Source organism: Streptomyces lacrimifluminis (assembly GCF_014646095.1).
Taxonomy (GTDB): Bacteria; Actinomycetota; Actinomycetes; order Streptomycetales; family Streptomycetaceae; genus Streptomyces; species Streptomyces lacrimifluminis.
This window is the reverse complement of sequence record NZ_BMMU01000003.1, coordinates 313,859-327,590: the sequence shown is the minus strand read 5'-3', so window position 1 is coordinate 327,590 and position 13,732 is coordinate 313,859. Positions and strand designations below refer to the sequence as shown.

Genomic DNA, 13,732 nt, shown 5'->3' with positions numbered 1-13,732 from the left:
TTTCTTACTCCTCGACAGAGCTGTCTTCGAGCCAGCCCATGGACCGCTCGACGGCCTTGAGCCAGCTCTTGTACTCACGGTCGCGCTTGGCCGCGTCCATGTTGGGGGTCCACTCGGCGGCCCGGCGCCAGTTGGCGCGCAGGTCGTCGGTGTTGGTCCAGAAGCCGACGGCGAGACCGGCGGCGTAGGCGGCACCGAGGCAGGTCGTCTCGGCGACCATCGGGCGCACCACCGGCGCGTCCAGGAAGTCCGAGAGGGTCTGCATCAGCAGGTTGTTGGAGGTCATGCCGCCGTCGACCTTGAGGGCCGCGAGCTCGACGCCCGAGTCCTTGGTCATGGCGTCCGTGATCTCACGGGTCTGCCAGGCGGTCGCCTCCAGCACGGCGCGCGCGAGGTGCGCCTTCGTGACGTACCGGGTCAGGCCGGCGATCACACCGCGGGCGTCGGAGCGCCAGTACGGGGCGAACAGACCGGAGAAGGCCGGCACGAAGTAGGCGCCGCCGTTGTCCTCGACCGACGACGCGAGCGTCTCGATCTCGGCGGCGGTGGAGATCAGGCCCATCTGGTCGCGCATCCACTGCACCAGCGAACCGGTGACCGCGATCGAGCCCTCCAGGGCGTAGACCGGGGCCTGGTCGCCGATGCGGTAGCCGACCGTGGTCAGCAGGCCGCTGTAGGAGTTGATGATCTTGTCGCCGGTGTTCATCAGCATGAACGTGCCGGTGCCGTACGTCGACTTGGCCTCGCCCTCGGCGAAACAGGTCTGGCCGAACAGGGCCGCCTGCTGGTCGCCGAGCGCGGAGGCGACCGGGATGCCGCCGAGCAGGTCGCCCAGCTTGCCGCCGGTGACCTCGCCGTACACCTCGGCGGAGGAGCGGATCTCCGGGAGCATCGACAGCGGGACACCGATCGACTCGGCGATCTTCGGGTCCCACTCCAGCGTGTGCAGGTTCATCAGCATGGTGCGGGAGGCGTTGGTGACGTCGGTGACGTGGTGACCGCCGTTGACACCGCCCGTCAGGTTCCAGATGACCCAGCTGTCCATCGTGCCGAAGAGGATGTCCCCGGCCTCGGCACGCGCACGCAGGCCCTCGACGTTGTCGAGCAGCCAGCGGGCCTTGGGGCCGGCGAAGTACGAGGCCAGCGGCAGGCCGGTCTCTCGGCGGAAACGATCCTGCCCGACATTGCGACCGAGCTCCTTGCAGAGCGTGTCGGTACGGGTGTCCTGCCAGACGATGGCGTTGTGGACGGGCTGACCGGTGTTCTTGTCCCAGAGCAGCGTGGTCTCGCGCTGGTTGGTGATGCCGATGGCCTTGATGTCGTCGCGGGTGATGCCGGCCTTGGAGATGGCTCCGGCGACGACCTCCTCGACGTTCGTCCAGATCTCGGTGGCGTCGTGCTCCACCCAGCCCGGCTTCGGGAAGATCTGCTCGTGCTCCTTCTGGTCGACGGAGACGATCCGGCCGTCCCGGTCGAAGACGATGCAGCGGCTGGAGGTGGTGCCCTGGTCGATGGCCGCGATGAACGGGCCGGCGGTGTGCGCGTCGGTCACTGTGTGCTCCTGAGAGGTCCGTGGGTGAGGGACTGGCTTACGGCGTTGCTGCTCGAGGCTGCCTTGATTGTTCTAGCTGCTCTAAGCAAAAGCGACGTTGTAGATGCCCGCAGCGATGGCGCCGCCGATCAGCGGACCGACCACCGGGACCCAGGCGTAGGACCAGTCGGAGCCGCCCTTGTTGGGCAGGGGCAGGAGTGCGTGCACGATGCGCGGACCGAGGTCACGGGCCGGGTTGATCGCGTAGCCGGTCGGGCCACCGAGGGAGAGACCGATCGAGACGACGACGAGCGAGGTGATCAGGGCACCCAGGACGCCCAGTCCCTTGCCGCTGTCGTTGAGGCCCTGCGTGAGGACGGCGAGCACCAGCACGATGGTGCCGATGACCTCGGTGGCGACGTTCTGCCAGGCCACGCGGATCTCGGGACCCGTGGAGAAGATTCCCAGGACCGGACCGGCCCCCTTCTCCTGCGCCTCGACGGACTTCTCGGCCGGAGTACCGACGATCTCGTTGTCGGTCAGGTGCGCGAGGAACTGGCCGTAGTAGACGATCCAGACCAGGGCCGCGCCGATCATGGCGCCGAGCAGCTGCCCGCCCCAGTAGACCGGGACGTCGCTCCAGTCGATGCCGTCCTTCTTGAGCGCGAGCGCGAGGGTCACGGCCGGGTTGAGGTGGGCGCCGGAGAGCGGCGCCGAGGTGTATACGGCCGTCAGTACGGCGAAACCCCACCCGAAGGTGATGGCGAGCCAGCCGGCGTTGCGGGCCTTGGAGGCCTTCAGCGTGACGGCGGCACAGACGCCGCCGCCGAGCAGGATGAGTATGGCGGTACCTATGGTCTCGCCGATGAAGATGTCGGAGCTGGACACCCGCGACTCCTTTGTCCTTCGTTCCAGGGGGAGAGCTGCCGGCCCTTGGCGTTGTCACACTCTAACGCCTATTGCCGGTCGGTGTTCGACAATGTCGACCGATGGACGGGAGTCTTGCTCTGGTGTTACAGGCGCGTCAAGAGCTCTGTTATCGAAAACACGATCGTTATTGATTGGTGTGAGCTATCGATCTTGCGCCGGTCGCGACCCGCGTCCGACCGCGCACGCCCCGCACACGAAAAGACCGGAACATCCAAGATGTCCCGGCCGCTCTCGTATGAACCTTCAGAAACTGTCGGAGCGTCAGGCCAGTCGGACACTCAGACCCGCCAGCGCGTCCGACCTGTCAGAACCGTCCCGCGCCCAGATCGCGTGACACCGCGCGGGCGCAGTCCCGCACCGCCGCGATCAGCTCCGGGCGCAGCTCACCCTCCCGGCAGAGCCGTTCCACCGCGCCGGTCACGCCCACCGCGCCGACCGGCATCCGCCGCCGGTCGTGGATGGGGGCGGCGATGGACGCCACGCCCTCCCAGGTCTCCTCCACGTCGGCCGCGTACCCGCGCGCGCGGGTGAGGTCCAGGACGCCCTCGAAGCCGTCCAGGTCGCTGATCGTCCGGTCGGTGAACGGCTTGCGCTCGGCCTCCAGGACCTCGCTGTGCGCGACCGGGTCGTAGGCCGACAGGACCTTGCCCAGGGCTGTGGAGTGCAGGGGCTGCATGGCCCCGACCTCCAGTACCTGCCGGCTGTCGTCGGGGCGGAAGACGTGGTGCACGATCAGCACGCCCCGCTGGTGCAGGACGCCCAGGTGGACGCTCTCGCCGCTGGAGCGGGCCAGGTCGTCGGTCCACACCAGGGCGCGTGCGCGCAGCTCGTGGACGTCCAGGTAGGTGGTGCCCAGGCGCAGCAGTTCGGCGCCCAGCTGGTAGCGCCCGGACGCGGCCTCCTGTTCGACGAAGCCCTCATGCTGGAGGGTGCGCAGGATGCCGTGGGCGGTGCCCTTGGCGAGGCCGAGGGACGAGGCGATGTCCGAGAGGCCGAGCCGACGCTCGCCGCCCGCGAGGAGCCGCAGCATCGCCGCCGCCCGTTCGAGCGACTGGATGTTCCGTGCCATCGCCGTCCTGCCTCCGTCCCCTTCGACCGCCAGCAACCGGCGTTCGCTGCCGCCGTTCGGCAATGTCGAACACTACCGGTCCATGTCGACCACCCGCCAATGGCTCGTCGACACCTGTTACATCTCGCGCACATCCATGTCACGCCCTGCCCACGCCGTGAGCGGTCGGCCCCGGCGCACGCGCCACGTCCGTCCGTCCCGTGGACGCCCTGACCATACGGCCCCGTACCGGGCTACCCTGGCCGCGTGCGTCTTCCCGGGGAAGGCGCAAAGCCGACAGCCGTCGCACTCCAGGGAGCCCTTACATGGCCGCCTCGTCGTCCGCCCCTTCCACCGACAACAGGACCCGTGTGTCCGCCCTCCGGGACGCACTCGCCACCCGAGTGGTGGTGGCCGACGGTGCGATGGGCACCATGCTGCAGGCTCAGGACCCGACGATGGAGGACTTCGAGAACCTCGAAGGCTGCAACGAGATCCTGAACCTCACCCGTCCCGACATCGTCCGCTCCGTCCACGAGGCGTACTTCGCCGTGGGCGTCGACTGCGTCGAGACGAACACCTTCGGTGCCAACCACACAGCGGCGGCCGAATACGACATCGCCGAGCGCGTGTACGAACTGTCCGAGTCCGGTGCCCGCATCGCCCGCGAGACCGCCGACGACTTCGGCGCCCGTGACGGCCGTCAACGCTGGGTCCTCGGCTCGATCGGCCCCGGCACCAAGCTGCCCTCCCTCGGACACATCGACTACCTCACCCTCCGCGACGGTTTCCAGGCGAACGCCGAGGGACTCCTGGCGGGCGGCGCCGACGCCCTGATCGTGGAGACCACGCAGGATCTCCTCCAGACGAAGTCGTCGATCGTAGGCGCCCGCCGTGCCATGGAGGCGACCGGCCTCGACGTGCCTCTGCTGGTCTCGATGGCCTTCGAGACCACGGGCACGATGCTCCTCGGCTCGGAGATCGGTGCAGCACTGACCGCGCTCGAACCGCTCGGCATCGACATGATCGGGCTGAACTGCTCGACCGGCCCCGCCGAGATGAGCGAGCACCTGCGCTATCTGTCCCGCCACTCGCGCACCCCGTTGCTCTGCATGCCCAACGCAGGCCTGCCGATCCTCACCAAGGACGGCGCACACTTCCCGCTCGATCCCGAGGGCCTGGCCGAAGCCCAGGACACCTTCGTACAGGACTACGGCCTGAACCTGGTCGGCGGCTGCTGCGGTACCACCCCGGAGCACCTGCGAAAGCTCGTGGAGCGCGTGCAGGGCGCCACGCCCGTCGAGCGCCACCCCCAGCCGGAGCCCGGCGCCGCCTCGCTCTACCAGACGGTCCCGTTCCGCCAGGACATCTCGTACATGGCGATCGGCGAGCGCACCAACGCCAACGGTTCCAAGAAGTTCCGGGAGGCCATGCTCGACGCGCGCTGGGACGACTGCGTCGAGATGGCCCGCGACCAGATCCGCGAGGGCGCGCACATGCTCGACCTCTGCGTGGACTACGTGGGCCGCGACGGCGTCGCCGACATGGAGGAGCTCGCGGGCCGCTTCGCCACCGCCTCCACGCTGCCGATCGTCCTGGACTCCACCGAGGTTCCCGTCCTCCGGGCGGGCCTGGAGAAGCTGGGCGGCCGGGCCGTCATCAACTCGGTGAACTACGAGGACGGCGACGGACCGGAGTCCCGCTTCGCGAAGGTCACCAAGCTGGCCCAGGAGCACGGCGCCGCGCTGATCGCGCTGACCATCGACGAAGAGGGCCAGGCCCGTACCGTCGAGCACAAGGTCGCCATCGCCGAGCGACTGATCGAGGATTTGACGACGAACTGGGGGATCCGCGAGTCGGACATCCTCATCGACACCCTCACCTTCACGATCTGCACCGGCCAGGAGGAGTCCCGCAAGGACGGCATCGCCACGATCGAGTCGATCCGCGAACTCAAGCGCCGCCACCCGGACGTACAGACCACCCTCGGCCTGTCCAACATCTCCTTCGGACTGAACCCGGCCGCCCGCGTCCTGCTGAACTCCGTCTTCCTCGACGAGTGCGTCAAGGCCGGCCTGGACTCGGCGATCGTCCACGCCTCGAAGATCCTGCCGATCGCCCGCTTCGACGAGGAGCAGGTGACCACCGCCCTCGACCTGATCCACGACCGGCGGACCGAGGACTACGACCCGCTGCAGAAGCTGATGGCCCTCTTCGAGGGCGTCAACACCAAGTCGATGAAGGACGGCCGCGCCGAGGAACTCCTCGCCCTGCCCCTGGACGAGCGACTGCAGCGCCGCATCATCGACGGCGAGAAGAACGGCCTGGAGAACGACCTCGACGAGGCCCTGACGACCCGCCCCGCCCTCGACATCGTCAACGACACCCTCCTGGAGGGCATGAAGGTCGTCGGCGAGCTCTTCGGCTCCGGCCAGATGCAGCTCCCGTTCGTGCTGCAGTCCGCCGAGGTCATGAAGACGGCCGTGGCCCACCTCGAACCGCACATGGAGAAGACGGACGACGAGGGCAAGGGCACCATCGTGCTCGCCACGGTCCGCGGCGACGTCCACGACATCGGCAAGAACCTCGTCGACATCATCCTCACCAACAACGGCTACAACGTCGTCAACATCGGCATCAAGCAGCCGGTCTCCGCGATCCTCGAAGCGGCGCAGGAGCACAGGGCCGACGTCATCGGCATGTCCGGACTCCTGGTCAAGTCCACCGTGATCATGAAGGAGAACCTCCAGGAGCTCAACCAGCGCAAGCTGGCCGCCGACTATCCGGTGATCCTCGGCGGCGCGGCCCTCACCCGCGCCTACGTCGAGCAGGACCTGCACGAGATCTACGAGGGCGAGGTCCGCTACGCCCGTGACGCCTTCGAGGGCCTGCGCCTCATGGACGCCCTGATCGGCGTCAAGCGCGGCGTCCCCGGCGCCAAGCTGCCCGAGCTCAAGCAGCGCCGCGTCCGCGCGAGTGCCGCCGTAGAGGTCGAGGAACGCCCCGAGGAAGGGCACGTCCGCTCCGACGTCGCCACCGACAACCCCGTCCCCACCCCGCCCTTCCGGGGCACCCGTGTCATCAAGGGCATCCAGCTCAAGGAGTACGCGAGCTGGCTCGACGAGGGCGCCCTCTTCAAGGGCCAGTGGGGCCTCAAGCAGGCCCGCACCGGCGACGGCCCCACCTACGAGGAGCTGGCCGAGACCGAGGGCCGCCCCCGGCTGCGCGGTCTCCTGGACAAGCTCCAGACGGAGAGCCTGCTGGAGGCGGCCGTCGTCTACGGCTACTTCCCGTGCGTCTCCAAGGACGACGACCTGATCATCCTCGACGACCAGGGCAACGAACGGACGCGGTTCACGTTCCCCCGCCAGCGCCGGGGCCGCCGGCTGTGCCTTGCCGACTTCTTCCGCCCGGAGGAGTCCGGCGAGATCGACGTCGTGGGCCTCCAGATCGTCACCGTCGGCAACCGGATCGGCGAGGAGACCGCCAAGCTCTTCGAGGCGAACTCCTATCGCGACTACCTCGAACTGCACGGCCTGTCCGTCCAGTTGGCCGAGGCCCTCGCCGAGTACTGGCACGCACGCGTCCGCTCCGAACTCGGCTTCGCCGCCGAGGACCCCGCCGATGTCGAGGACATGTTCGCCCTCAAGTACCGGGGCGCCCGCTTCTCCCTCGGCTACGGCGCCTGTCCCGACCTGGAGGACCGCGCCAAGATCGCCGACCTCCTCAGGCCCGAGCGCATCGGCGTCCACCTCTCCGAGGAGTTCCAGCTGCACCCCGAACAGTCGACCGACGCCATCGTCATCCACCACCCCGAGGCGAAGTACTTCAACGCCCGCTGAGTCTCCGGCGCACGCTGATCGGACAAGACGTACACTTGACGGTCCACCGCAGGCCGGTTGCCCTCTGTGCACTCAGGGGCAACCGGCCTGATCGTCCCTCAAGGAGGTGCGCCAGGATGACCAGCACGGTTCCCGCACTCGGAACCCGTTCGGCCGAAGGCTCAGCACTGCAGGCCGTACTCCTCGACATGGACGGCACCCTGGTGGACACCGAGGGCTTCTGGTGGGACGTCGAGGTCGAGATCTTCGCCGGTCTCGGTCACACCCTCGACGACTCCTGGCGCCATGTGGTGGTCGGCGGTCCCATGACCCGCAGCGCCGGTTTCCTCATCGAGGCCACCGGTGCCGACATCACCTTCGCCGAACTCTCGGTACTGCTCAACGACGGGTTCGAGGACCGTATCGACCGCGCCCTGCCCCTGATGCCGGGCGCCGCCCGCCTCCTCGCCGAACTCTCCGCGCACGAGATCCCGACGGCCCTCGTCTCCGCCTCGCACCGCCGGATCATCGACCGCGTCCTGGGCTCCCTGGGCCCGCAGCACTTCGCCCTGAGCATCGCCGGCGACGAGGTGGAGCGGACGAAGCCCTATCCCGACCCCTATCTGATCGCCGCCGCCGGACTCGGCGCCGACCCGGCGAGATGTGCCGTCGTCGAGGACACGGCGACCGGGGTGGCAGCCGCCGAGGCCGCCGGCTGCCATGTCGTGGCCGTGCCGTCGGTCGCGCCCATCGCCCCCGGCACGCGCCGCACGATCGTGACCTCCCTGGAAGAAGTCGACCTGCCCTTTCTGCACGGGCTGATGAGGAACGCCTGATGACGGAAATGCCCTGACGCGTTTACCGAGTGTGCCCGATCGAATGCGGATAACGCGCGGATGAACGGGCGGGCCATCACATGAGAATTGAGCCCCCTCGCGAACTCTGCCGGTGCCGAATTCACCTAAGTGTCCAGTGGTCCCGAACGTGTGAGGTTCGCCACGCGTCAGGGTCTCGACAGGCGACAAGTGCCGTGTACACGCACTCCGTTCGGGGGCTCGTGGCATGCCTTTGTGTCCCGTTTGGGGAGAGCCTGCGCTGAATCCTTCCGCCGTCGGTTTTTCGGTGCGTCCACGCCCGGTTTCGCAGCGTGATGAGCCCTCAACTCCGGCTGCATGCGGGCCCCTCCGCGGTCCGGACTAACCTCGTCGGGAGAACATCGACACAATCCCTTACCCGCGTGCGCCACCCCATGCCCGCCGGGTCCCGGGGATCGACAGCCTGGAGAACCCCGAGCATGAACCGCAAGACCTTGGTGCTGCCGACAGTGGTCGGCCTGCTCGCTCCGGTGCTGGCCGCCTGCGGCGGAGTCGACGGCGGGGGCAGCAGCGGTGACGCGATCGTCGTCGGCACCACGGACCGGTTCACCGCCTCGAAGGAGGCCCCGGCACCGATCGACCCCGCCTACGCCTACGACGTCGGCACCTGGAACATCCTGCGCCAGACCGTGCAGACCCTCATGGTCCAGCCGCGTGGCGACGGCGAACCGGCGCCCGAGGCCGCCGAGAAGTGCGGGTTCACCGACAGCGGCAACGAGCGCTACGCCTGCACCCTGCGCAAGGACCTCAAGTTCTCCAACGGCGAGGCCGTCACGGCGTCCGACGTGAAGTTCTCCATCGACCGGGCCCGGCGGATCCAGGCCGACAGCGGTGTGTTCGCCCTGCTGTCCACGATCGACACCGTCGAGACCAAGGGCGACCGCGAGGTCATCTTCCACCTCAAGACCGCCGACGCCACCTTCCCGTTCAAGCTGTCCACCCCGGTCGCGGGCATCGTCAACCCGGACGACTACGCCAAGGACAAGCTGCGCGACGGCTTCGACGTCGACGGCTCCGGCCCGTACACACTGCACGCCGAGGTAAAGGACGACGAACTCGTCAAGGCCGTCTTCACCAAGAACTCTTATTACAAGGGTCAGTTGACGCCGAAGAACGACAAGGTCGAAATGCGTTCCTTCGCGGACGCGGCCGACATGGGCACCGCGCTCTCCAAGGGCGACATCGACCTGATGACCCGCACGATGTCTCCCGAGCAGATCAAAAAGCTCGACGACGACTCGGCCGGCGACATCGACCTCGTCGAGATGCCCGGTCTCGAAATCCGCTACCTCGCCTTCAACACCGACGCACCCACGGTGAAGACGAAAGCGGTCCGCCAGGCGATGGCCCAGATCATCAACCGCGCCGAACTCGTCTCCAAGGTGTACGGCGACGAGGCCCAGCCGCTCTATTCGCTGGTCCCGGCCACCATCACCGGCCACTCGAACTCCTTCTTCAACAAGTACGGCGAGCCGAGCGACATCAAGGCCAAAACCCTGATGGAGAACGCCGGTGTCACCACCCCGGTGAAACTGACGCTGCACTACACGACCGACCACTACGGCTCGGCGACCAAGCAGGAGTTCGAGGAACTGCAGAAGCAGCTCAACGCGAGCGGACTGTTCAAGGTCACCATCAAGGGCGCCCCCTGGTCCACCTTCCGCCCGGCCGAGAAGGAAGGCGAGTACGACGTCTACGGGATGGGCTGGTTCCCGGACTTCCCCGACGCCGACAACTACCTCGCGCCGTTCCTCGACAAGGACAACTTCCTCAACCTGCCGTACGCCAACGCCAGGATCCGCGACAGCCTGATCCCCGAGTCCCGTCGCCAGGCCGACCGCCTGACGGCCTCCACGAGCCTCACGGACATCCAGGACATCGTGGCCGACGACGTACCCGTGCTGCCGCTGTGGCAGGGCAACCAGTACATCGCCGCACGCGACGGCATCACCGGCGCCGAGTGGGCCCTCAACTCCGCGTCCACGCTCCAGCTCTGGGAACTCGGCCGCGGTGTGAGCAACTGACCCGCGCACCCGTCCGACGCGTATGTCCCGACCCGGGACCGGGACGGTCCCGGGTATCCAAGACCCGACGACAAGGCACTTCCACGTGAACCTGCGTAACCAGTGGCCAGTCCTGCCCATCGTGGCGGGGCTGGCCTCCGGCCTGCTGACCGGATGCGGCTCGGAGAACGGCGACTCGGGAGCCGACGGCTCCACGGTGGTCATGGGCATGTCTGATGACGTGCTGGCGACCGACCCGGCCTCCGGCTACGACCCCGGCTCCTGGCTGCTGTTCAACAACGTCTTCCAGTCGTTGCTGAGCTTCCCCAACGGGGGCACCGAACCGCAGCCCGAGGCGGCCAAGGAGTGCGCCTTCAGCGACTCGCAGACCAGGGTGTACAAGTGCACCCTGCGCGACGGCCTGAAGTTCAGCAACGGCTCCGCGCTCACCTCGGAGGACGTGAAGTTCTCCTTCGACCGCATGCTGAAGATCAACGACGCCGCGGGCCCCGCGATCATGTTCCCGATGCTCGGCTCGGTGGCCACCCCGGACGAGAAGACCGTCGTCTTCAACCTCAAGGTGCCCGACGCCACCTTCCCCAGCAAGATCGCCTCCGGCGCCGGCTCGATCGTCGACCACCGCCAGTACGACGAGGACGGTCTGCGCAAGGACGGCGAAGCCGTCGGCTCCGGCCCCTACAGGCTCGACTCGTTCGACGACGACAGCGCGGTCTTCTCCGTCAACCCGAACTACAAGGGCACCGCCGAGGTCCATAACTCCGGTGTCACCCTCAAGTTCTTCCACGGCGACCAGACCAAGCTGAAGCAGGCGATCGTCGACAAGGACATCGACATCGCCTACCGAGGCCTCAAGGCCGGCGACATAGCCGACATCGAGAACGCCGGCGGCAACGAGGGCATCGACATCGTCGAGGGCACCAGCGCCGAGGTCCAGCACCTCGTCTTCAACATGGACGACCCGGTCGCCGGAAAGATCGGCGTACGCAAGGCCATCGCCCACCTCCTCGACCGCGAGGCCCTCGTCGACCAGGTCTACGAGGACACGGCGACCCCCCTCTACTCGATCATCCCGGCCGGTATAGCCGGTCACAACACCGCCTTCTTCGACACCTACGGCGCCCGCCCCTCCAAGGCCAAGGCCCAGGCGGCCCTCCAGGCCGACGGCATCACCGACAGGGTCAAGCTGACCCTCTGGTCGACCCCGTCCCGCTACGGCCCCGCCACCGACGACGAGTTCAAGGCCATCGCCAAGCAGCTCAACGCCAGCGGCCTGTTCGAGGCGACCGTCAAGTCCGTCCCCTTCGCGCAGTACGAGAAGGACATCGAAGCCGGCAAGTACGGCGTGTACGTGAAGGGCTGGGTGCCGGACTACCCCGACGCCGACAACTTCACCGCCCCCTTCTTCGGCGAGGGCAACGTCCTCGGCAACAACTTCACCAACAGCACCATCACCGACACCCTCGTCCCCGGCACCGCCGCCCAGAGCGACCGCGCAGCGACCGACGCGGACTTCGGTGAACTCCAGGACATCGTCGCCAAGGAGGTCCCGATCCTCCCCGTCTGGCAGGCCAAGCAGTACGCCGTCGTCCGCGACAACGTCTACGGCCTGGAGTACTGCCTCGACGCCTCGACCGTCTTCCGCTTCTGGGAGATCAACAAGGGCTGACACGGCCCGCACACGAACGAGGGCGCCCCTTCCTTCCCGGAAGGGGCGCCCTCGTCGTCGTACACACGTACACGTCAGTCCGGCTACTGCGCGCCGGGGCGCACCAGCCCGCTCTCGTACGCGTACACCGCGGCCTGCACCCGGTCGCGCAGCCCCAGCTTGGTCAGCACATGCCCGACGTGCGTCTTGACCGTCGTCTCACTGACGAACAGATCGGCGGCGATCTCCGCGTTCGACAGCCCCCGCGCCACCAGCTTCAGCACCTCGACCTCACGCTCGGTCAACGTGTGCAGCGCGTCCGGCACCGGCTCGTCACCCGACGGCAGATGCCCCGCGTACTTGTCCAGCAGACGACGCGTGATGCTCGGCGCGAGCATCGCCTCGCCCGAGGCCACCACCCGGATCGCCTGCACCAGCTCGTTCGCCGGCGCGTCCTTGAGCAGGAAGCCACTGGCACCGGCCCGCAGCGCCTCCACCACGTACTCGTCGAGATCGAAGGTCGTCAGCACCAGCACCTTCGCCGGCCCGTCCCGCCCCGGCCCGGTGATCTGCCGAGTCGCTTCCACACCATCCATCCGCGGCATACGGATGTCCATCAGAACCACATCGGGCTGCAGGGCACGCACCTGGTCGATCGCCTGAAGACCGTCTCCGGCCTCGCCGACAACCGCGATGTCCTGCTCGGCCTCCAGAATCATCCGGAACCCGGTACGCAGCAGCGGCTGGTCGTCGACAAGTAGGACGCGGATGGCCACGTAAGTCTCCTTCGTTAGTCCACCGTCATTCTGCCCTGTGCCGCAACGCGCCCCGAAAGGGGCGCGGGGAACGGCGCGACCAGCCCCCACCGAGCCCGCAGCTGACTACGGCGCTTTTGGCGGAGCCACCCGCACCGGCAACGGATAGGCCGGGGGAGTCCCCCCGAACTCCGGACACACCGCCTGGTGATCGCACCAACCGCACAGCTTCGTCGGCCGGGGCCGCCACACCCCCGTCTCCGTGGCCTCCCGGATCGCCTCCCACAACGCCAGCAGCTTCCGCTCCACCCGCTCCAGATCGGCCATCACCGGGTCGTACGTCAGCACGTCCCCACTGCCGAGATACACCAGCTGAAGCCGCCGCGGCACCACGTTCTTCAGGCGCCACACGACGAGCGCGTAGAACTTCATCTGGAACAGCGCGCCCTCCGCGTACTCCGGACGCGGCGCCTTCGCCGTTTTGTAATCGACGATCCGCACCTCGCCCGTGGGCGCCACATCGACCCGGTCGATGATCCCCCGCAGCTTCAGCCCGGAATCCAGCTCCGCCTCGACGAACAGCTCACGCTCGGCCGGCTCCAGCCGCGTCGGATCCTCCAGCCCGAACCAGCGCTCCACCAGGCGCTCCGCCTCACCCAGCCACCGCGCCAGCCGTTCCCCGTCCGGATCGTCCGCGAACAGCTCCACCACCTCCGGCCGCGATTCCCGCAGCCGGTCCCACTGACCCGGGATCAACGACTTCGCCTGCGGCGCCGTCCGCTCGGCCGCCGGCGCGTCGAACAGCCGCTCCAACACCGCGTGCACCAGCGTGCCTCTCGTCGCCGCCTCACTCGGCTTCTCCGGCAACCGGTCGATCACCCGGAACCGGTACAGCAACGGACACTGCATGAAGTCACTGGCCCGAGAGGGCGACAGCGACGCCGGCGCGGAGGGCAGCGCGACCGGCGAGACGGACCCGGCGACGCCCTCGGTGCTCATTTCCATGACGACGACCATACGGCCCGCCACTGACAGTGACCCACCCACCGCCACACCCCCACCACAACACCCCGGCGAACACAGGGGTGCCGGGGCGGAACCCG

9 protein-coding genes are annotated in these 13,732 nt (G+C 68.0%); 4 read left to right on the top strand and 5 right to left on the bottom strand.

Annotated features, from left to right (window positions below):
• Window positions 1-4 precede the first annotated feature (4 nt).
• From glpK to IEY89_RS06875, 3 genes are all read right to left on the bottom strand, one after another.
• Window positions 5-1,552 carry a glycerol kinase GlpK gene (gene glpK / locus IEY89_RS06885; protein WP_189146360.1) on the bottom strand — a complete coding sequence of 516 codons (1,548 nt, stop codon included), beginning with the start codon at window positions 1,550-1,552 and terminating at the stop codon, window positions 5-7.
• Between the two features lie 81 nt (window positions 1,553-1,633).
• Window positions 1,634-2,419, bottom strand: a complete 786-nt coding sequence (locus IEY89_RS06880) for an MIP/aquaporin family protein (RefSeq protein WP_189146359.1) — start codon at window positions 2,417-2,419, stop codon at window positions 1,634-1,636.
• A gap of 346 nt (window positions 2,420-2,765) precedes the next feature.
• The gene (locus IEY89_RS06875; protein ID WP_189146358.1) at window positions 2,766-3,530 is read right to left on the bottom strand and encodes an IclR family transcriptional regulator; all 765 of its coding nucleotides are present in this window, start codon (window positions 3,528-3,530) and stop codon (window positions 2,766-2,768) included.
• 305 nt (window positions 3,531-3,835) lie between these two features.
• Here IEY89_RS06875 and metH point away from each other — a divergent pair, with 305 nt between their 5' ends.
• The 4 genes from metH to IEY89_RS06855 all read left to right on the top strand — a co-directional run bounded on the left by metH (window position 3,836) and on the right by IEY89_RS06855 (window position 11,895).
• Window positions 3,836-7,351 carry a methionine synthase gene (gene metH / locus IEY89_RS06870; protein ID WP_189146357.1) on the top strand — a complete coding sequence of 1,172 codons (3,516 nt, stop codon included), beginning with the start codon at window positions 3,836-3,838 and terminating at the stop codon, window positions 7,349-7,351.
• A gap of 116 nt (window positions 7,352-7,467) precedes the next feature.
• Window positions 7,468-8,166 carry an HAD family hydrolase gene (locus IEY89_RS06865; RefSeq protein WP_189146356.1) on the top strand — a complete coding sequence of 233 codons (699 nt, stop codon included), beginning with the start codon at window positions 7,468-7,470 and terminating at the stop codon, window positions 8,164-8,166.
• Window positions 8,167-8,624: 458 nt separating this feature from the next.
• Window positions 8,625-10,229 carry an ABC transporter substrate-binding protein gene (locus IEY89_RS06860; RefSeq protein ID WP_189146355.1) on the top strand — a complete coding sequence of 535 codons (1,605 nt, stop codon included), beginning with the start codon at window positions 8,625-8,627 and terminating at the stop codon, window positions 10,227-10,229.
• Between the two features lie 85 nt (window positions 10,230-10,314).
• Window positions 10,315-11,895, top strand: a complete 1,581-nt coding sequence (locus IEY89_RS06855; RefSeq protein ID WP_189146354.1) for an ABC transporter substrate-binding protein — start codon at window positions 10,315-10,317, stop codon at window positions 11,893-11,895.
• Window positions 11,896-11,978: 83 nt separating this feature from the next.
• Here IEY89_RS06855 and IEY89_RS06850 read toward each other — a convergent pair whose 3' ends face one another.
• Both IEY89_RS06850 and IEY89_RS06845 read right to left on the bottom strand, forming a co-directional pair.
• The gene (locus IEY89_RS06850) at window positions 11,979-12,650 is read right to left on the bottom strand and encodes a response regulator (protein ID WP_055529669.1); all 672 of its coding nucleotides are present in this window, start codon (window positions 12,648-12,650) and stop codon (window positions 11,979-11,981) included.
• A gap of 105 nt (window positions 12,651-12,755) precedes the next feature.
• The gene (locus IEY89_RS06845) at window positions 12,756-13,634 is read right to left on the bottom strand and encodes a RecB family exonuclease (protein WP_189146353.1); all 879 of its coding nucleotides are present in this window, start codon (window positions 13,632-13,634) and stop codon (window positions 12,756-12,758) included.
• Between the last annotated feature and the right edge of the window lie 98 nt (window positions 13,635-13,732).